The 18,765-nt window shown below is 70.6% G+C and carries 16 protein-coding genes; 9 read left to right on the top strand and 7 right to left on the bottom strand.

Annotated features, from left to right (window positions below; all coding sequences use genetic code 11):
• The first annotated feature begins 698 nt into the window (after positions 1-698).
• From OG588_RS42300 to OG588_RS42310, 3 genes are read left to right on the top strand one after another with little or no spacing between them, the layout of a single operon-like run.
• Positions 699-932 carry a hypothetical protein gene (locus OG588_RS42300; protein WP_405951871.1) on the top strand — a complete coding sequence of 78 codons (234 nt, stop codon included), beginning with the start codon at positions 699-701 and terminating at the stop codon, positions 930-932.
• Complete coding sequence (locus tag OG588_RS42305; RefSeq protein WP_405951872.1) at positions 929-1,636, top strand: RNA polymerase sigma factor; 708 nt, start codon at positions 929-931, stop codon at positions 1,634-1,636. The genes OG588_RS42300 and OG588_RS42305 overlap by 4 nt, the downstream gene beginning before the upstream one ends.
• Positions 1,633-3,678: a M48 family metalloprotease gene (locus OG588_RS42310; RefSeq protein WP_405951873.1), complete on the top strand. Its 2,046-nt coding sequence runs from the start codon at positions 1,633-1,635 to the stop codon at positions 3,676-3,678. Before OG588_RS42305 ends, OG588_RS42310 begins: the two co-directional genes overlap by 4 nt.
• Before the next feature lie 31 nt (positions 3,679-3,709).
• Here OG588_RS42310 and OG588_RS42315 read toward each other — a convergent pair whose 3' ends face one another.
• The 5 genes from OG588_RS42315 to OG588_RS42335 all read right to left on the bottom strand — a co-directional run bounded on the left by OG588_RS42315 (position 3,710) and on the right by OG588_RS42335 (position 7,674).
• On the bottom strand, positions 3,710-4,156 hold the full coding sequence (locus OG588_RS42315; protein WP_405951874.1) for a J domain-containing protein: 447 nt from the start codon (positions 4,154-4,156) through the stop codon (positions 3,710-3,712).
• Positions 4,153-4,782, bottom strand: a complete 630-nt coding sequence (locus OG588_RS42320; protein WP_405951875.1) for a hypothetical protein — start codon at positions 4,780-4,782, stop codon at positions 4,153-4,155. The genes OG588_RS42315 and OG588_RS42320 overlap by 4 nt, the downstream gene beginning before the upstream one ends.
• A gap of 190 nt (positions 4,783-4,972) precedes the next feature.
• Entirely contained in the window at positions 4,973-5,797 is an 825-nt protein-coding gene (locus OG588_RS42325) for an MIP/aquaporin family protein (RefSeq protein WP_405951876.1), read from the bottom strand.
• Positions 5,794-6,531: a YoaK family protein gene (locus OG588_RS42330; protein WP_405951877.1), complete on the bottom strand. Its 738-nt coding sequence runs from the start codon at positions 6,529-6,531 to the stop codon at positions 5,794-5,796. Before OG588_RS42330 ends, OG588_RS42325 begins: the two co-directional genes overlap by 4 nt.
• 132 nt (positions 6,532-6,663) lie before the next feature.
• Positions 6,664-7,674, bottom strand: coding sequence for a LysR family transcriptional regulator (locus tag OG588_RS42335; RefSeq protein ID WP_405951878.1), 1,011 nt, complete (start codon positions 7,672-7,674; stop codon positions 6,664-6,666).
• Between the two features lie 172 nt (positions 7,675-7,846).
• Between OG588_RS42335 and OG588_RS42340 the strand changes: the two genes are divergently transcribed.
• The 5 genes from OG588_RS42340 (at position 7,847) to OG588_RS42360 (ending at position 15,105) form a co-directional block, all read left to right on the top strand.
• Positions 7,847-9,811 carry an amidohydrolase gene (locus tag OG588_RS42340; protein ID WP_405951879.1) on the top strand — a complete coding sequence of 655 codons (1,965 nt, stop codon included), beginning with the start codon at positions 7,847-7,849 and terminating at the stop codon, positions 9,809-9,811.
• A gap of 212 nt (positions 9,812-10,023) precedes the next feature.
• Complete coding sequence (locus tag OG588_RS42345) at positions 10,024-11,667, top strand: MFS transporter (RefSeq protein ID WP_405951880.1); 1,644 nt, start codon at positions 10,024-10,026, stop codon at positions 11,665-11,667.
• Positions 11,668-11,748: 81 nt separating this feature from the next.
• Entirely contained in the window at positions 11,749-11,997 is a 249-nt protein-coding gene (locus tag OG588_RS42350) for an Atu4866 domain-containing protein (protein WP_405951881.1), read from the top strand.
• Between the two features lie 12 nt (positions 11,998-12,009).
• Complete coding sequence (locus OG588_RS42355; protein WP_405951882.1) at positions 12,010-13,557, top strand: Na+/H+ antiporter; 1,548 nt, start codon at positions 12,010-12,012, stop codon at positions 13,555-13,557.
• 156 nt (positions 13,558-13,713) lie between these two features.
• Positions 13,714-15,105: an amidohydrolase family protein gene (locus OG588_RS42360; RefSeq protein WP_405951883.1), complete on the top strand. Its 1,392-nt coding sequence runs from the start codon at positions 13,714-13,716 to the stop codon at positions 15,103-15,105.
• Positions 15,106-15,159: 54 nt separating this feature from the next.
• Here the strand turns inward: OG588_RS42360 and OG588_RS42365 are convergent, their stop codons facing one another.
• Both OG588_RS42365 and OG588_RS42370 read right to left on the bottom strand, forming a co-directional pair.
• Positions 15,160-16,269, bottom strand: a complete 1,110-nt coding sequence (locus tag OG588_RS42365) for a glycosyl hydrolase family 18 protein (protein ID WP_405951884.1) — start codon at positions 16,267-16,269, stop codon at positions 15,160-15,162.
• 107 nt (positions 16,270-16,376) lie between these two features.
• Positions 16,377-17,207 (bottom strand): GntR family transcriptional regulator, encoded by an 831-nt coding sequence (locus OG588_RS42370; RefSeq protein WP_360073055.1) that lies wholly within the window; start codon positions 17,205-17,207, stop codon positions 16,377-16,379.
• 168 nt (positions 17,208-17,375) lie between these two features.
• Between OG588_RS42370 and OG588_RS42375 the strand changes: the two genes are divergently transcribed.
• On the top strand, positions 17,376-18,761 hold the full coding sequence (locus OG588_RS42375; RefSeq protein WP_405951885.1) for an ABC transporter substrate-binding protein: 1,386 nt from the start codon (positions 17,376-17,378) through the stop codon (positions 18,759-18,761).
• The last annotated feature ends 4 nt before the right edge of the window (positions 18,762-18,765 follow it).

Consider the following 18,765-nt stretch of genomic DNA (forward strand, 5'->3'; position numbering starts at 1 on the left):
ACAGGCGCAGGTCAGAAAGATGCGCTAGCTGTACCACTGGTTCCTGGCGAAGGCGGTGGTGTGCGGGGCCGCAAGAGCTCTTCCGCGTCACGGAAGGGGCGGAGCGGTCCCGGGTCCGGCTGTAGGTTTTGGAACCAGTAACGTGCCGAACAACATCATCTCGGACAGTGGAAACTGGTATTGGCCATGACCTCCTGGACTGTTCTCATGGGCGCCGGCGCGTTCGCCGCATTTTCTGCCCGCTCCTGGGTGCGGGCCGTCAGGTATTGGCGCGACCCTATGGCGCCCACGTCGGCGACGCCCTTTTCGCGACTTCTTGGTGCGAAAGCGCGCCAAAGGGTCGAATCCGGTTTCATACTCCACGCCGTGTGCTTGAGCGGCTTGACGCTCCTTTTCCTCGGGGGTGCCTGGCTGCCGACCGCGGGGAGTTCGGCCGCCGCGAACCCGTTCGCAGGGGGAATCGCGTCGACAGGGCTGATTGTTTTTCTCCTCGGGCTCCTGGCTCAGATCTCTCTCATCTTCTCGGGCAGGCCCTCGTTCGTGATCCCGAAGCACGCCAAGGGAGAGTCCGGCGAGGACCCGCCTCATCGGGACGCCACCGGGTCCAGGACCGATAATTCCCGTCCGGGGTAAACCAGTTGGGCACTGGCGGCTGTATCAGGGTGTCGCTGCTGTGATCCTGTGGAAGGGACCCTGAGATGGTTGTCGAACCTGTGGTGGTGGTCGTGGTGCCGGCCTGTACACAGTTGGTGTACGCGCTGGCGGTGCTGTGGACGCAGCCGGTGCGGGAGCGTGCGCGGGCGCACGCGCTGGCCACGGTCGTGCGGGCGGCCGGGCCCGGCGGCACGGTCGAGGTCACGCGCGCCGACGGCGAGATACTGATCGCGCGTTCGGCGGCGGTCGTCGAGCCGGCCGGGGCGGAGCGCCGGTGAGCGCCGAACAGGCCCCGGGGCCAAGGGACTTCGAGACCTTCTTCGCGTGCGCGTACGGCCGGGTCCTGGCGCAGGTGATCATGCTCTGCGGCAGCCGAGAGGACGCCGAGGACGTCACCCAGGAGGCGTTCCTGGAGGCCTACCGGGCCTGGGACCGCATCGCCGGGTACGAGCTGCCCGAGGCGTGGGTGTACCGAGCCGCGGTCCAGCGGCTGTGGAAGGCCCAGCGCAGGCGCAGAACGGGCCAGGACCGGCTGCCGGATCTGCCGGTGCCGGTCCGGGCGAGCCCCCAACAGAGTGCGGAGGCGCGCGAGGCGCTGCGGCTGCTGGCCGCCCTGCCGCCGCGGCAGCGGGTCACGATGGTGCTGTTCTGTCTGCACGGCTGGTCCCAGAACGAGATCGCCAAGACGCTGCGGATGACGCGCGGCGGCGTCGCCGCGAACGTCTCCAAGGCACGCCGGACGCTCAAGGAGGCGCTGGACATGGCCGCGGACGACACGAGCAGGCACGACCCGTTCATGTCCGGCCCGCAGCCGGCCGGTCCGGGCCGCATGGACGCGAGCCGCGTCGGCCTCGGCCGGGACCCCGTCGTCCTGGCCCTGCGCACTGCGGAGGCATGGCTGCGGGCGGCTTTCGAGGCGGACCCGGAGGGGCTCGCCCGGGCGCGGGCGGCGCTGGACCGCAGACGGGGAGAGAGCCGGTGACGACTGTCCTGGGGTGGTTGCGCGGGCTGTTCGCCGTGGGGATGCTCGCCGGGTTCTACGTCGTGGCATTCACTCTCCTCGCGGCCGACACGGCACTCGTCGGTCTCACGTTGTGGGGGATGGTCGAGTTCCCCTCACGGGCCGGCAACTGGTCCCTCGCGCTGGGCGGCAGCATCCCCGCGGCCTCCGCCCTGCTGTACGGAATAGGCACCGTGAGCCGCACGGAGGAACCCCCACCCGACGCAGTCTTCCTGCGCCGCGCCCACGCCCCCGGCCTGTGGCGGCTGGTCGAGGAACTGTCCGGGCAACTGCACACCCGGCCGCCCACCCGGATCTACCTGACGTCGCAGGCCAACGCGTCGGTGTCGGAGGACGCCCGGCTGCTCGGTTTCGCGGTCGGGGAGCGGACCATGAACCTGGGCGTGCCGTTGCTCCTCTGGCTCAAGCCCATGGAGCTGCGGGCCGTGCTCTGCCACGAACTCGGCCACTACGCGGGCCGGCACACCCGGTTCGGCGCGATCACCTACAGAGGGGCCGCGTCGCTGCGCTCCACCCTGTTCCGGCTGCGCATGACCGCACAGTCGGACCAGGGCCGGGTCGGGTACGCCTGGCTGTACCAGGCGGCGATCGGCGCCTACGCCTGGATGTATCTGCGGCTGTCGCTGGCGGTGCGTCGACGCCAGGAACTGGAGGCGGATGCCGAGGCGGCAGCCCTGGTCGGCCCCGAGGTGACCGCCCGGGCGCTGCGCGCCGTCCACGCGCTCGGCATCACCTGGGCCGGGTTCGAGAGCCGGTATCTACGGCCCGTGCAGCGGCTCGGGTTCGTGCCCGAGGACGTGTTCGAGGCGTTCGCCGCCATGATGGGCGACCCGCCGGTGCGCGAACGGATGGCCGAACTGCGCGCACACCCGGTCGAGTTGGACCGTTCCCCGCTGGACTCCCACCCACCGCTGGCCCGACGGCTGGCCCTGATCGAGGCGCGGCCCGCCACGCCCCCGAGGACCGTCGTCGAGGACGGCCCGCTGATCGCGGACACGTCACCGGTGACCCGCGTGCAGCGCAAGATGCTCGGCGAAAGCGGGCACTCGGCGACGGCACTGCCCCGGGCGGTGTGGGCCGACCTGGCCGCCGAGGCGTTCGCCATCGAACTCGCGAGCCTCCTGCTCGACGCGGCGAGCGACACCCACGCGCTCGCGCGCCCCACGCTCGCCACTGTTCTCGGCCAGCTGGAACGAGGGGAGCAGACAGCGCTGATCCGCCGTCTCACCGACGCACCCGAGCCCGAGGAACAGCTCACCGAGGCCCTGTACGCGCTGACCGGGCAGGCGCTGGCCGGCGCGGGCCGCGCGCGCTGGGTGCTCAGCTGGACCCAGGGCTACCTCCTGGACTGTCCCCGCGACCCGCGCGGGCGCCTGGACGACCTCGTCGCGGCCGCCGCACGCGACCAGGCGGCGGTGCCGGCCCTGCGCGGCGAACTCGCGCGCCTCGGCCTGAACATCGAGGCACCGGTCCCTCTGGCCCTGCGTACCGTGGCCGCACCGGCCGGCCCGACAACGGCCCGGCGGAGTACCAGGAGCGCGCCGAACCTGGTCGTCCAGGAACTCGCGCGGCAACGCACGGTCGGCAAGGTGACCATGGGGGCCATGGCCGTAGCGGGCGCGGTGTGGGGGATCGCCCTGTTCGGCTCCGACTCCTCCGAGCCCTACACGCAGTCCTACCGACTGCCGACGGCGGCAGCCTCGCAGTACACGGCGTGGCCGAGCTACCCCGATCTCGGGCCGACGCCGAGCTACACCGCGCGGTTTCCTGTGCCGATCATGACCGACCCCATCCTGCGGCCGACGCCCTCCCTCTACGTCCACATCCATTTCGTCGCACGCGGTGACACGCTCTCCGCCATCGCCTGCGAGTACGGCACGACCGTCGAGGACCTGCAGGAACGCAACGACATGGGCAAGCGAACCGAACTCACCGTGGGACAGATGCTGTTGGTACCGGCGAAGGGGAAGGGCTCCGGGATCGTGGCAGCGGACTGCCGGTGACCGAAGCGGGTCGGCGTCGGCCCGAAGCGGGTCAGCGTCGGCGTCGCCTCGGCCGCGGTTCGTCGACGGGCCGCCACCAGGCGAACCGGTCGGCCCGCCGCCACGAGGACTCCGGATCGTGCGCCGGGAAGGAAACGGCGTACACCCCCTGGTCACGGGCGGGCCCCGAGCGGCCACCCGTGCGGGGGCCGGCACCGGAGGCCCACTCGAAGGGGTCGGCTGCCGGCGGCGGTTCGGCGGAGGCTCTGGGCGCGCTGCGCGGCGGGGCCGCGCGACGGCGGTCGTACACCTTGCGCCGCACCGGGTCGGAGAGCGTCTCGTAGGCTCGGCGCGCGTCCTGGAAGGCTTCCGTGTCGCCGCCACGGTCGGGGTGGTGGGTCAGGGCCCTGCGGCGGAACGCGCGCACGATCTCGGCCCTGGTGGCATCGGCCGGGATGCCGAGCACCGCGTAGAAATCCGGTTCGTCCGCCGCGGTCACCGCGCCGCGACCTCGGCCTGCCGGCAGATCAGCCGCCACGACGCGCGGTGCGCGGGACCGGACAGACCCGAGCCGTGCCCCGACACGAAGGTCACCCACCGGCGCCCGGCCAGGTAGCACCAGACGTCCAACTCGTCTTCGTTCCCGGAGTAGAAGTGGTTCCCCCGGGCGAACGTGTCGCCGTTGACGAACGGCCGCTGCAACCGTGCCTGTGCCTCCACGGGCAGATTGCCGAGAAATCCGCGTAAGCGCTCCGGCAGCGGCAGTTCCGCGTCGTAGCCCTGCGGCTCGTCGCCGCCCGGCAACGCGGGACGACCGGAGCGCGGCCGTCTCGGCTTCTGCACGACCATCGCGTGCCGCAACGACGACGGTACGAACGGCAGGACCGTGATCGACTGCGCGGGTCCGCCCTGGTCGTTGACGGTCGGCGTGGCCACCGCGAGACCCCGTTCACCGAACACCACCGCATACGGGCGTTCGTGGTCCGTGGGATGGCAGTACGCCCACCACTCGACGATTGGACCGGTCCTGGTCACCATCCGGTCGCGGGCCGCCGTGCTCAGCTGACGCCACCAGTACTCGCGGCCGGGCCGTTCGACCAACCGGAGCGTCCCGGCATCGTGCACCGGAGCATCCACCTCCGCGGCGCGTCCCGGAACAGGAAGCGGCCCGGACCCGCGATCCACCGAACCGGCCTTCCGCCGAGGCACGGGTTGCGACGCCATAAGGGACCTCCCGGGGCGCGGACGCACCGACATCGGGCGTCCATTGTGGCCGTGCCGCCGCCACCGAGGAAGAGCGCGGCAAGAGCTTCGGCTACGGCTGGGAGGTCGGCGCCGGTTCCTTCGCGGCCGGTGCCGGTACCGGTGCGGTCGTGCGACGGCGGGAGTTGATCCCGTTGACCACGACCGTCGCCGCGAGCGCGCCGAGCGGCGGGGCGAGCAGATAGACGGGCAGGAGCGAGGGTGCCCCGGCGAACACCGCCGGGCCGAACTCCCTTGCCGGGTTGGCGATTCCGCCGGACAGGGTGCCGAACGCGATGATCTGGGCGGCGATCATCGTGCCGACCGCCCAGGGGGTGAAGGGGCCAAGTCGGCGGCTGGAGACGCTGATTCCGGCGACGGCGACGATGACGAACATCGTGGCGGTCTCGATCATGGCGACTACGGCCCAACTCCAGCCGGGAGCAGGGCGGATGACGGCGAAGTCCACGGCCGGGGAGGCGAACACCGGGCCCCAGACCAGCCGTCCGGCCGCGATGCCGAGCAGCGATCCGACCAGTTGACCGGCGATGAACGGCACGACATCGCGGCCCGGGGTACGGCCGTAGCGCCACATCGCGAGGGTGATCGCCGGGTTGATGTGGCCGCCGGTCACCTTGCCCCAGGGGGAGAGCATGACGGCGGTGACCGTGCAGCCGGAGAGCGGGGCGACCGCGAGCAGTCTGCCCTCCGGGGTGTTCCACCAGCCGCCGTTCGCCGGGTCGAGGGTGCCCAGCAGCCAGCGGACCGTGGTGGCCACGACGAACAACATGGCCGCTGTGAGGGCGAGTTCGAGGAGCGCGGAGTGAAGTGTGCGCCGCCACGGGGGAGTTGCGGACGCGCCCTTCACGGCGCCTGCCTTCATGGATGCTCTGGTCACAGTGGCTTCGTCCATGAAGCGTCCGAGCGCGTCAGTACGAACGCGGTCATCGAGGCCGCCACCAGCAGCACCGCGGCGAACAGCAGGGGCAGCGCCCGGCCGCCGTGTTCGACCGCGACCGCACCGGCCAGACCGCCGGCGAACATCGCCGCGGCCGAGAGCACGCGACGGCCCACCTTGCTGCCCTTGCCGCCCGCGAGGCGGCTGTCCGCGGCGACCCCGGTGATGGTGAGCGTCAGCACGGTCGTGGTCAGGTCGGGCACGGCCAGGGCGCGGGCGGTGGCGTTCTGCACGCCCATCGCCAGGCCGAGGAGGGCGATCAAGGAGTACTGGACAGCCGTGGTCACGTGCGAGGTGTCCGTGACCTGGGCGACCACGTACGCCGCCAGGACCAGGGTCGTCTCCAGCAGCAGCGCCAGGTGCAGGACCCGTCCTCGGTGGGCGCCGGCCCCGTGCGCGAGCCGTCCGCCGAGCAGCGCGCCGAGGGCGAACGCGGCCAGTGCGGCGAGGGAGGCGACCAGGGAGAAGCCGGCCGCGCCGGCGATCGCGAAGCCCGAGAAGACGACGTTGCCGGTCATGTTGGCGACGAAGACATGGCCCAGGACGAGATAGCTGAAGGCGTCCACGAGCCCGGTCACCACGGTCAGCGCGAGCATCAGGGGAGGGAGCGGGCCGTGCCGGTCCTCCATGTCGGGGACGACCGTGGTCCACGCGTCGCGCAGTACGGCAGACATGGCATTGCTCCCATTCGCTGGACGTCACCCGGTCTCCCGGCTTCCCCTTCCGGTTCCGGTTCCGTTTTCTCTTCCGAGCGTCGCGCCATGGGAGCGGTACGTCCAACATATGGATGCGGGTGCAGCTATCTCCTAAACCGATCGATCAGCCTTCTGAACCGATCGATCGGCTTCCTGGACCGGTCCATCGGCCCGGTCCCTGATCGCGTGCCGCTCCACCACTTCGAGGAACGCCGCCGCGGCCGGTGCCAGCCGCTTGCTGTCGTGGACCGCGCAGATGGTGTGCACGGCCGCCTCGTCCGCGATACGCAGCGCGCGGGCGCCGTACGGCAGGGCGTCCTTGGTGTCAGGGGGGTTCTTGTCCGGGGGGTTCTGGTCCGGAACGGGGTCGAGGAACACCGACGAGCGCGGTACGACCGTCACGCCGATGCCCCGGGCCGCCAGCCGGATCATGTCCTGTATCTGGCCGACCTGGAAGTGCTGGCCGGGTTCCACTCCGGCGCGGGCGAACGCGGCCTCCACCTGGCGACGGAGGCCGCTGCCCCGGGTGAACTGGATGAGCTGGTGGCTCTCCGGCAGATCGGCCAGGTCCACGGCCTCGCGGTCGGCCAGCGCGTGGTCGGCCGGCACGATCAGGACGAGAGGGTCGGCCGCCAGGACCTGGTGGTCGAGCCCGTCCGGGATCTGGCGTGGGCCCAGGCCGACGATGGCGATGTCGAGGTCACCGGCCAGCACCGCGGCGGCCATCTCCACGCTGGGCGCGTTGGTCACATGGAAGTCGATGCCCGGGTAGCGGGCGTGGTAGTCGGCCATCACCTCGACCAGGTCGACCGAGGAGGCCCGCGTCTGCACGAGGCCGAGGCGCAGCCGCCCGCGCCGCAGTCCGGACAGGGCGTCGAGCGCGGCCTTGGCGGTGTCGACGTCGGCGAGGATGCGGCGGGCCAGCGGTTCGAGGAGTTCCCCGGCGGCCGTCAACCGTACGGAACGGCTGGTGCGGCTGAACAACTGGGCGCCCACGTCCTTCTCCAGCCGGGCGATCTGCTGGCTCAGGGCGGACTGGGCGACGTAGCAACTGGCCGCGGCCTGGGTGAAGTTACGGGTCTCGGCGACGGCGAGGAAGTACTTCAGGTGCCTCAGGTCCATCCCGCGCCCGTCCTTCCATCCAGCTGCTTCGGCGATCGATGCAAGCAGAACCATGTGTTGGACCGATCCATTGTCGCAGACCTAGCGTCGGGAGTGTCGCCGGACGACCGACGCCGAGGCCTCCTCCGGCCTCCCCTCCCTCCCCTCGCCTTTCCTGCTCCAAGGAGCTTCCATGTCCAGCAGCACCATGCCTGTGGGCACCATGCCCGTGGGTGGCATACGTCCCTACGACGGAGTCCAGCACCCCGCGCAGCTCGTCGTCCGCAACGCCCGTGTCCACACCGGTGACCCCGCACGCCCCGCCGCGTCCGCCGTGGCCATCACCGACGGTGTCTTCACCGCCGTAGGAGATGACGCGACCGTCGCCCCGCACATCGGCCCCGCCACTCGCGTCGTGGACGCGCTCGGCCGGCGGGTGATCCCCGGGCTCAACGACTCCCATCTGCACGTCATCCGGGGCGGGTTGAACTATCTGCTCGAACTGCGCTGGGACGGCGTACGGTCGCTGCGGACCGCCCTGCGGATGCTGCGGGAACAGGCCGAACGCACGCCAACTGGGCAGTGGGTGCGGGTGGTTGGAGGGTGGACCGGGGAACAGTTCGCGGAGAAGCGGCTGCCGACCGTGTCCGAGTTGAACGCCGCCGCCCCCGACACCCCTGTGTTCGTCCTGCACTTGTACCAGTCGGCGATCCTCAACCGGGCCGCGCTGGAGGCCGTCGGCTTCACGCGGGACTCGCCGAATCCGCCCGGCGGCGAGATCGTCCGTGACTTCGCGGGCAACCCCACCGGTGTGCTGCTGGCCGCGCCCGCCGCCGGACTGCTCTACTCCACCCTCGCCAAGGGCCCGATCCTCGCTCCTGAGGATCAACTCGGCTCCACCCGGCACTACTTGCGCGAACTGAACCGCTTCGGCATCACCAGCGCCATCGACGCGGCAGGCGGTTTCCAGAACTTCCCCGACAACTACGCGGCCGTCACCGAGCTCGCGGAGCGCGGCGAGTTGACCGTCCGTATCGCCTACCACCTCTTCCCGCAGACCGCCGGGCAGGAACTCGACGACCTGCGCCGCTGGATCGGCATGGTCAGCCCCGGCGACGGCGACGAATGGCTGCGCTGCAACGGCGCCGGCGAGAACCTCGCCTGGTCCCCGGCCGACTTCGAGAACTTCGCCGAGCCCCGCCCCCAACTCACCGTCCGCGCAAGGGAAGACCTCGACGCGGCCGCCCGGCTGCTGCTCGACAACGGCTGGGGTTTCCGGCTCCACGCCACCTACGACGAGACGATCCGCCAGGACCTCGACGTCTTCGAGAAGATCTCCGCGGACGGCGGATTCCCGGACGGGACACGGTGGTTGTTCGACCACGCCGAGACCGTCAGCCAGAGCAGTCTGGACCGGATCAAAGCCCTCGGCGGCGCGGTCTCCGTGCAGAACCGCATGATGTTCCAGGGCAAGGCCTTCATCGACCGCTACGGCGCCGAGCGCGCCGCGACCGCGCCCCCGATCCGCGCCATGCGCGACACCGGTCTGCTGGTCGCCGCCGGTACCGACGCCACCCGCGTCTCCAGCTACAACCCCTGGTTGTCCCTGTCCTGGCTGGTCACCGGCCGCACCGTCGGCGACACCCTCCTCTACCCGGCCGAGAACCGCGTGGACCGTTCCACCGCCCTGGAGATGTACACCAGCGCGGGCGCCCAACTCACCGGCGAGGCCGACCTGAAGGGCACCATCACCGAGGGCAAGTACGGCGACCTGGCCGTGCTGTCCGCCGACTACTTCTCCGTCGCCGACGAGGACATCGACCGTATCGAGGCCCTGGTGACCGTGGCCGGCGGCAAGGTCGTGTACGCGGCGGGCGACTACGAGAACATCGCCGCCCCGCTGCCGGAGATCAGCCCCGCCTGGAGCCCGGTGGCCCGCTTCGGCGGATTCCAGGCGAGGACAGAGAGGACAGAGGCAACAGGGGTGACCGGGGCGTCAGCGGCATCGGGCACCCGGCAGGCCCGCGCCTTCGTGGACGCCGCCGCCGACTCCGAGGAGCAGCGTGCCTGGCGCGAAGGGCGCGGCGACTTCGAGCGCGTACCGCAGGTGCCGCACCAGGTCGGCGGCGCGCTCGACCCGCTCGACGGCTGCTTCTGACCGGCCGCCGGACAGGCCGTTGGACCGGTCCCGCAGCGGGTCCCACGGTCGGTCCCGCGGCCGGTCCGGTTTTACGGCGGCTTGGTGGCCCGACCCGCACCGAGCTGCCGTACCTTCTTCTCGACCGACCGACCGACCGACCGACCGACCGACCGACCGACCGACCGACCGACCGACCGACCGACCGCACACCTCGCTCCGGGAGCACCAGCATGAGCGCGAGTACGACGACGGGGAACAGCGCGCGGTCCGCCTCGGCCTGGGCGCCCTTGGGACGGCCCGTGTTCCGGGCGCTGTGGATCGCCCAGTTCGTGTCGAACATCGGCACCTGGATGCAGACGGTCGGTGCACAGTGGCTGTTGCTCGGGCACGGGGCGACCATGGTGACGCTGGTCCAGACGGCGTCGAGTCTGCCGATCGTGCTGCTGGCTCTGCCCTCGGGTGTGCTCGCGGACCGGTTCGACCGGCGCGGGCTGCTGCTGGCGGCGCAGGTCGCGATGTTCGCCGTGTCGGCGGTGCTGACCGTGCTGGCCTTCGCGGACGCGCTGTCCGCCGTACCCCTGCTGGCGCTCACCTTCCTCCTCGGCTGCGGGACCGCCCTGATGGGGCCGTCGTGGCAGGCCATCCAGCCGGAGCTGGTGGAGCGGGAGCAGTTGGGGCAGGCGTCCGCGCTGGGCGCGGTGAACATGAACCTCGCGCGTGCGGTCGGCCCGGCGCTCGGCGGTGTCGTGGTCGCGGCGGCCGGTGCGGGGTGGGTGTTCGGCTTCAACGCGGTGTCGTTCCTCGGGATCGCCGCCGTACTGGTGCTGTGGCACCGCCCGAAGACCACCGTGCCCGCCGCCGAGCGGGAACGGCTGCTGACCGCTCTGTACGCGGGCCGCCGCTACGTTTGGAACGCTCCAGGCATCCGCCGCGTCCTGCTGCGCACCGCCCTGTTCATCCCCGGCGCGGCGGCGCTCTGGTCGCTGCTCCCGCTCATCGCCGCCGACTCCCTCGGACTGGGATCGGGCGGCTACGGCCTGCTGCTCGGCGCGGTCGGGGGCGGCGCGGTGGCGGGGGCGTTCACTCTGCCGTGGCTGCGCCAACACCTGGGTATCAACGGCATCTTGGCGGCGGGTGCCGTCATGTTCGCGCTCGTCCTCCTGGTCCTCGCCACCGTGCACGTCACCTGGGTCGTGGTCCTCGCGCTGCTGCCCGCCGGAGTGGCCTGGATCGGCGTCCTGTCCACCCTCAACGCGGCGATACAGACCCGGCTCCCGGGCTGGGTCCGAGCCCGCGGCCTCGCCGTCTACCTTCTCGTCTTCCAGGGCGGCCAGGCCGTCGCCGCTCCCGTCTGGGGCGCCCTGGTGCAATGGCTCGGCCTGACCACCGCCCTCCTCATCGGCGCCGCCGCCATGCTGCTCAGCGCGCTCAGCCTCTACCGATGGCGGCTCTACGGCATGGAGGGCATCGATCCGACGCTCTCCGACCACTGGCCGACCCCGCCGTTGGTCTTCGTGCCCGGCCCCTCCGACGGCCCGGTGCTGGTCTCCGTCGTGTACCGCGTCGCGCCGGACGACAGCGCGGCGTTCATCGACGCCATGGACCGTGTCGCCCAGTCCCGCCGCCGTACCGGCGCCATCACCTGGGGCCTCTTCCAGGACGGCAACGAACCCGGCCGGTTCATCGAGAACTACCTCCTCGGCTCCTGGTCCGAACACCTCGCCCAGCACCACAACCGGCTCACCACGACCGACCGGAGCTTCGAGGATCGCGCCCGCGCGCTGCTCCTGCCCGGCACCGCCCCCGAAGTGACCCACGCCTTCGACGCCGCCATTGGACCGGTCCTGCCCACCTCGGAGTGCCGCCCTACCTGAACGAAGACTTGAAGGTGGGTGCCGGACACCCAGGAGAGGTGTGGCCTGGTTACCCCCGCGCGGGAACGCGACGGTGGAGCCATGAACACGAACGCAGCACCGCACCCCTTTGTCGGCATGTGGGTGACCGCCGACGGGCACATCCGGCAGGAACTCCTCCCGAACGGCCGCTACGACGAGGCCCGCGGGAACCGGCCAAGCGCCTACACCGGCAACTACACCGTCACCGGCGACCACATCGACTACGTCGACGACACCGGCTTCACCGCCACCGGTGACGTCCGGGACGGCGTGCTCTTCCACGAGCACCTCGTCCTGTACCGCGCGTAACCCGGCACGGCCATGGACAGCCTCGAACTGATCGTCGTCGTCGCGGCCGCCGTCCTGCTGATGGGCTGGCTGTCACGGCGCACGGACCTGAGCGAACCCCTGCTGCTGCTCGCCGTGGGGTGTCTCGTGGGGCTCACCCCGTCCTTCTCGTCGTTCGCGCTGTCCCCGGACGTCGTCCTGTTCCTCTTCCTGCCCGCGCTGCTGTACTGGGAGGCGCTGACCTCCTCGGTGCGGGAGATCCGCGACAACTTCCGCAGCATCGCCCTCCAGTCCACCGGGCTGGTCCTCGCCACCGCCGTCGCGGTCGCCGTCGTGGCCCACGCGCTGGGCTACGGCTGGCCGATCGCCTTCGTCCTCGGTGCCGTCCTCGCTCCGACGGACGCGGCTGCCGTCGCCGCGGTCGCCAAGGCCATGCCGCGCCGCATCCTGACCGTGCTGCGCACCGAGAGCCTCCTCAACGACGGGACCGCGCTGGTCCTGCTCGCCGTGACCATCGACGTCGTCACCGACGAGCACTCCTTCTCCTGGTCCGGCACGGCCCTCGCCTTCGTCGCGTCCTACGGCGGCGGCATCCTGATCGGCGCGGCGGTCGCTCTGCTCCTCATCCCGGTCAGGCGTCGGCTGCCCGAGCCGCTGCTGCACAGCGTGCTGAGTGTCGCGACCCCGTTCCTCGCCTATCTGCCGGCCGAACTCCTGCACGTGTCCGGTGTGTTGGCGGTCGTCGTCTGCGGTCTCGTGTCCGCCTGGTTCGGGCCGCGGGTCATCGGGTCCGAGGCCCGTATCCAGGCCGTCGCCTTCTGGGAGGTGGCGAGTTATCTGCTGAATGGCGCCCTGTTCGTCCTCGTCGGCATCCAACTGCCCGCCGCCATCCGGGCGTTGACGTCCGTGTCCCTGGTGCAGGCAACGGCCGCCGCCCTCGCGGTGAGTGTCGCGGTGCTCGGGACCCGGCTGCTCTGGTTCTACTCGGTGCCCTATCTGGTCAGGCTCCTGGACCGGCGCCCCCAGCAGCGGGACCGCCGGATCACCGCCCCGCAACGGCTGCCGCTGGCCTGGGCGGGGATGCGCGGCGCCATCTCGCTGGCCGCCGCGCTGACCGTGCCCGCCACGACCGCCGAGGGGCGCATCGTCGGGCAGCGGGACGCCGTCGTGTTCATCACCGCGGTCGTCATCGTCGTCACCCTCACGTTCCTCGGGCCCACTCTGCCGGCCATGGTCCGCCGGGCCCGTTTCCCGGCCGACGAGGACAAGAGCGCCGAACTCACCCTCGCCCGCTGCCGGTTGAGCAGCGCCGCACTGGACGCGATGCCGGCGCTGGCCGAGCGGTTCGGGGTCGCCGAGGAGGACACCCTGCGCATGGTCCAGGACATCGAGGACCGCACGGCCCCCGCACCCGGCTCCGCGCACCGCCGCGAGAGCGTACGGCGCCTCCAACTCGCCCTGCTCCAGGTCAAACGCGACACCCTCACCGACCTGCGCGACAGCGGCCGTATCGACGACATCGTCCTGCGGGCGGTCCAGGAAGTGCTCGACGTGGAGGAGATCCGGCTCGGGAGGCCCTGAGCCCGGGCGGCCGTCCTGGGTGCGGCGCACCTAGGGAAGCGGCGGCCTGGTTGCCGTACGGACGCGGATCGAATCTTGGACCGCACACCACCCGAACTCACCTCACTTCACCTGACCTCATCCGACGTCACCGACGTCATCCGAAAAGGGGCTCTCATGAACGCCAACGACACCACCAGCGCCGGCCTTCTCGGCCAACTCCGCCGCCAGTCCGCCGATCCGCGTCGCCGCATCCTGTTCACCGGCGCGACCATCGTCACCATGGACCCCGAACTGGGCACCCTGAAGGGCGACTTGCTCATCGAGGGCAACACCATCGCCGCGATCGGGCCGGACCTGTCCGCGGAGGGCGCGGTGGTCGTAGACGCCTCCGGCACGATCCTCGCGCCCGGTCTCGTCGACACCCACCGGCACGCCTGGGAAGCCCAGTTGCGGCGGATCATGCCCGACGTCGACGACCTCGGCGGTTATGTGATGGCCACGCTCGCGGGTTACGCCACCGTCTACCGGCCCGAGGACATGTACATCGGCACCAGACTCGCGTCGCTCACCGCGCTCGACAGCGGCATCACCACCATGCTCGACTTCTCGCACAACTCCCGTACCCGCGAACACTCCGACGCGGCGATCGAGGCTCTCCGGGACACCGGCATCCGTGGCGTCCACGCCTCCATGGGCCCGCACTTCGGGGACTGGGACCGCCAGTGGCCGGCTGACCTGAACCGTCTCAAGGACCAGTACTTCAGCAGCGACGATCAGCTCCTCACCCTGCGCCTGGCGACCCTGGCCACCGACGAGATCGCCGGACCCGCCCTCGCCTACGGCCCCGAACTCGCCCGCACCGCAGCCGACTTGGGCATCGGTGTCAGCGTCGACGCGGTCTTCGGTGCCTCCGGGTCGCAGGCCGTACTGTCCTGGGCCGAGCAGGGCATCCTCGGGCCGGACGTCACCCTGATCCACTCCACGGGGCTGAGCACCGAGGCGTGGAAGGTGATGGGGGAGTCCGGTACGACGGTCGCCCTCGCGCCCACCTCGGACGCGCAGATCGGCCTGGAGACGGCGATCCCCGCGGTGGACGAGGCCCTTGCTGTCGGCATCCGCCCCGGGCTGAGCATCGATGTCGAAGTCGCCCTCGCCAGCGACCTGTTCACCCAGATGCGGGCCCTGCTCGCGATCCAGCGGATGCGTGCCGTCAACGCCGCCTACGGCACCGGTGGCGAGCCCTCCCGCATCACCGCGCACGACGTCCTCGACTTCGCCACCCTCCAGGGCGCCCGGACCAACGGCCTCGGCGACGTCACCGGTTCCCTGACCGTCGGCAAGAAGGCGGACCTGTTGGTCGTACAGGCCGAGGACCTCAACAACATGCCCCTCAACGACCCGATCGGGACACTGGTGTTGGGCTCCGACGCACGCAACATCACCGCCGTGTTCGTCGACGGGCAGCCCCGTAAGTGGGACGGTCAGGTGCTCGACGTGAACCTTCCCGAGCTGCGCGCCGAGGTCAGCGCCTCGCGCGATCACGTGCTCAACACGCCCACCAAGTAAGGCGAGTTGACGCGGCGGACACCTAGAGGTGCCCGCCGCGTCAGTACGGGTCGGTCAGTTGGAGAACCAGGGGTTCCCGCCACCCAGCGACCACACCGAGACCTTGGTGACGCCAAGTCCCTTGAGGACCGCCAGCTTGCGGTCCATGGCGACGCTGTCGACGTAGTCGTAGAGGACGCCGCCGGAGACCCAGCGGATCTCGCCGGAGGAGGCGTCGCGGCGGCTCTCTATGGTCGCCGGGTTGGAGGAGAAGCCGGGGCTCTTCTTCATGTTGCTGAACTGGATGTTGCCCGTAACGGAGTTGAGGTCGCACGGGTCGGGCGCGCTGTAGCCGTAGGAGGGCACGCCGATGATCAGGCGGCTGGGGTCGGGGATCTTGCTCTGCGCGTACTGGGTGACCTTCTTCAGCCAGTCGTAGGGGCTGATGGGCAGGCAGCGGGCGCCGGACGCGGTGTCGAACTCCTCGTCGTAGGCCATGATCACCACGTCGTCGGCGCCGGTGGCGGCCACGGCGGCGTAGTCGTAGAACGAGGCGTCCTCGGTCATGGCCGGTGCGTCGACCTGGAGGCGCTTGCCCTTGGCGTGCAGGGCGGTGGCCAACTGCTTGAGGAACGTTTTGTAGTTGGTGAAGTCGGCGGTGCTCCAGGACCAGTAGTCCTCCAGGTCGACGTCGACGCCGCTGAGCCCGGCGTCGCTGACGAGGGAGGTGACCTTGGTGACGGCGGCCGTACGGGTGCTGCTGGTGCTGACCAGGGCGTGCACGTCGGCGGTGGTCATGCCGGAGAGCGTCGGGTACTGGTACGCCGAGTGGGCCTTGAGGTCGGCGACGTTGGCCGCGCTGTAGGTGTTGCAGCTGCCGTCGGCGGTGGTCTCCAGCTTCACCGAGCCGTTGCTCTGGACCGACCAGTACTCGGGGTTGAGGGCGCCGTTCTTCACCCTGTTGTCGGCGTACTCGCTCTTGGCGGTGCAGGTGGAGTCGCCGGTCGACCCGGGGTAGAGCCAGGTCTGGAGCTGGACGCCCGAGGTCGCGGAGGCGGAGGCGGCGGTGGTGGTGGAACCGGAGGAGGAGGCGGTGGTGTCGGCCGGGACCGAGGCCGTACAGGCGAGCAGCGTGGTGACCGTGCAGGCCACGACGCCGGTCACGGTGAGTGCGTGACGGAACATGAGCGGTCCTTTCTGGTGGGGAGGGGCGTGCCTTTCGGCTGGAGACGGCGTGCGGGATCGCCGCGTCGGCCGGATGACCGGCGCGGTGAACTGGTGGGCGCAGGTGGCTAGTTGCTCCAGTAGGGGTCGAAGACCAGGGTGTCGGCGCCGGGGACGGTGGTGGCCGCCGACCAGGAGCCGTCGACGACGCGTCCGCCGTCGGGCTGGGCCGCCAGCGACAGCCTGGTGAAGATGCGGTAGCGGTCGCCCCGGTAGACGGAGCGGGTGAACTCCACGACCCGGCCCGCCGCGTCCCTGGCCGCCCGTTCGAAGAGCAGGGCGGGCGTGTGCACGGAGACGCCGAGGAGTTCGGCCTCCCACTCGTCGACCACGGTCGGTTCGATGCTCTGCGCGGCGTCGGTCAGCAGGATCTCGTAGCGCCGGCCCAGCAGCCGGTAGAAGGAGTCGGTCTCCAGGTCGCGGGCGGTCAGTCCGGGGACCAGCGCGTGCGGCACATGCAGGGTCTCCACACACATCGGGTCGCCGTCCACCGTGCGCAGCCGGATGATCCGCAGGATCTCCTCGCTGGGCGCGATGCCCAGCCTGCGGCCGATCCGGGGGCCCGCGGCGACGGTCTTGAAGTCCAGGGTGCGGCTGGCCCAAGTACCGTCCACGCCGCCGACACCCAGGCCCGGTGCCTGCCCGGGGGCGGCCCCGCTGAGGTGCTGGGCGACCTTGGCGCGGGCGACGAACACACCGCGCCCGTGCTCCCGCACCAGCAGACCGTCACGGACGAAGTCGTCGACCACCGCGCGCAGGGTGGGGCGGGAGACCCCGAGTTCCTCGCACAGCTGCCGTTCGCCCGGGAGGGGGCGGCCGGGCCCGGTCTCCTCGACCAGGTCGAGGAGGTGGGTGCGGATGCGTTCCCGCTTCTCCCAACGGCTCTCACCGCTGACCATTCCTACCAACTTTCCTTACCAGTGGTTCAACTTGAGCTGGGGCAATGTAACGCTTTGATGGCTTTCCTCCTGCGGTTTCTCGCTACGGACTCGCTTGACACTGACCAAATGGTGCCCCAACATGTGCCCACTGGTCAATAAGTGGTAAGCGAATTCGCCGGAGGTTCCATGTCCGAGTCCCGTGGCGGACCCGTCACCCGCACCACCCGTACCCCCCGTCGCGCCGCCCGCCGTACCGTCGCCGCGTCGCTGCTCGCGGTCACGGCGCTGCTGGCCGCAGCATGCACCACCGGCGGCGCCGCGTCGAAGGCGGACACCGGCGCCGACGACACCACCCCGGTCACCATCACCTTCTGGCACGGTCTCAGCTCCCCGCACGAGATCGCCTCGGTCAACGCCGTGCTGGCCAAGTTCCACAAGAAATACCCGTACATCACCGTCAAGGCCGTCGCCGCCCAGACCGACGACAAGGTCAACCAGGCCATCCGCGGCGGCACCGCCCCCGACGTGGCGTCCTCGTTCAACGCCGCGAACGTCGGCGGCTGGTGTTCCAGTGGAGCGTTCCAAGACCTCACCCCGGACATCAAGGCCGACCACGTGGACATGAGCCAGATCCCGAAGGCCGTCCAGTCGTACACCGCCTTCGACGGCAAGCGCTGCACCATGCCGTGGCTCGCCGACACCTTCGGCCTCTACTACAACAAGAAGCTGTTCGCGAAGGCCGGGATAACGTCCCCGCCCAAGACCATGTCCGAACTGGCCGCGGACGCCAAGAAGTTGACCACCTTCAACGCGGACGGCTCGATCAAGACCGCCGGCTTCATGCCCTACCTCGGCGCCTACGAGATGCTCACCGAGCACCTCGTCCCCAGCTGGGGCGGCAAGTGGCTCACGGCTGACGGCCAGTCCAACGTCGGCGGCGACCCCGCCTTCGCCCAGGCACTGACCTGGCAGAAGAGCCTCCTCGACTGGTTCGGCGCGAAGAAGCTCGTCACTTTCAAGGCGGGCATGGGTGACGAGTTCTCCGCCCAGAACGCCTTCGAGACCGGCAAGTTGGCCATGATGATCGACGGCGAGTGGCGCAACGCGTTCATCAAGAACGACAAGGCGAACATCGAGTACGGCACCGCCGCGGTGCCCGCCGCCGACGGCAAGTCCCAGCTCTACGGCGCCGGTTACGTCGGCGGCAACGTGATCGGCATGCCGCGCGGCGCCAAACACCCGGGCGCCGCTTGGAAGTTGATCAAATTCCTCACCACCGACACCGAGGCGCTGACCTCGCTCGCCGACGCGATCGGCAACGTCCCCACCACCACGGCCGCCCTCGACTCGCCCTCGCTCGGCCTCTCCAAGGACCCCAACTTCGCGCCGTTCCTTGAGGTCTACAAGAACCCGCTCACCACCACGACTCCGGCCAGCGGCGACGGCGGCGCCTATCTCACCAACTTCGGTCACTTCGTGGAGAAGTGGCAGAGCGGCGGCGTACCCGACCTGACAGCCGGTCTGACCGCCGTCGACAAGCAGAACAACGCCGCGCTCAAGCTGGGGCAGTGAGCAG

The organism is Streptomyces prunicolor (assembly GCF_045162825.1).
GTDB lineage: Bacteria > Actinomycetota > Actinomycetes > Streptomycetales > Streptomycetaceae > Streptomyces > Streptomyces prunicolor.

Bases quoted from the DNA above. Each gene is read 5' to 3' on its own strand.
- OG588_RS42360 (WP_405951883.1), top strand. From the start codon at position 13,714: ATGAACGCCAACGACACCACCAGCGCCGGCCTTCTCGGCCAACTCCGC.
- OG588_RS42335 (WP_405951878.1), bottom strand. From the start codon at position 7,674: ATGGACCTGAGGCACCTGAAGTACTTCCTCGCCGTCGCCGAGACCCGT.
- OG588_RS42340 (WP_405951879.1), top strand. From the start codon at position 7,847: ATGTCCAGCAGCACCATGCCTGTGGGCACCATGCCCGTGGGTGGCATA.
- OG588_RS42350 (WP_405951881.1), top strand. From the start codon at position 11,749: ATGAACACGAACGCAGCACCGCACCCCTTTGTCGGCATGTGGGTGACC.
- OG588_RS42365 (WP_405951884.1), bottom strand. From the start codon at position 16,269: ATGTTCCGTCACGCACTCACCGTGACCGGCGTCGTGGCCTGCACGGTC.
- OG588_RS42375 (WP_405951885.1), top strand. From the start codon at position 17,376: ATGTCCGAGTCCCGTGGCGGACCCGTCACCCGCACCACCCGTACCCCC.
- OG588_RS42330 (WP_405951877.1), bottom strand. From the start codon at position 6,531: ATGTCTGCCGTACTGCGCGACGCGTGGACCACGGTCGTCCCCGACATG.
- OG588_RS42355 (WP_405951882.1), top strand. From the start codon at position 12,010: ATGGACAGCCTCGAACTGATCGTCGTCGTCGCGGCCGCCGTCCTGCTG.
- OG588_RS42345 (WP_405951880.1), top strand. From the start codon at position 10,024: ATGAGCGCGAGTACGACGACGGGGAACAGCGCGCGGTCCGCCTCGGCC.
- OG588_RS42300 (WP_405951871.1), top strand. From the start codon at position 699: ATGGTTGTCGAACCTGTGGTGGTGGTCGTGGTGCCGGCCTGTACACAG.
- OG588_RS42370 (WP_360073055.1), bottom strand. From the start codon at position 17,207: ATGGTCAGCGGTGAGAGCCGTTGGGAGAAGCGGGAACGCATCCGCACC.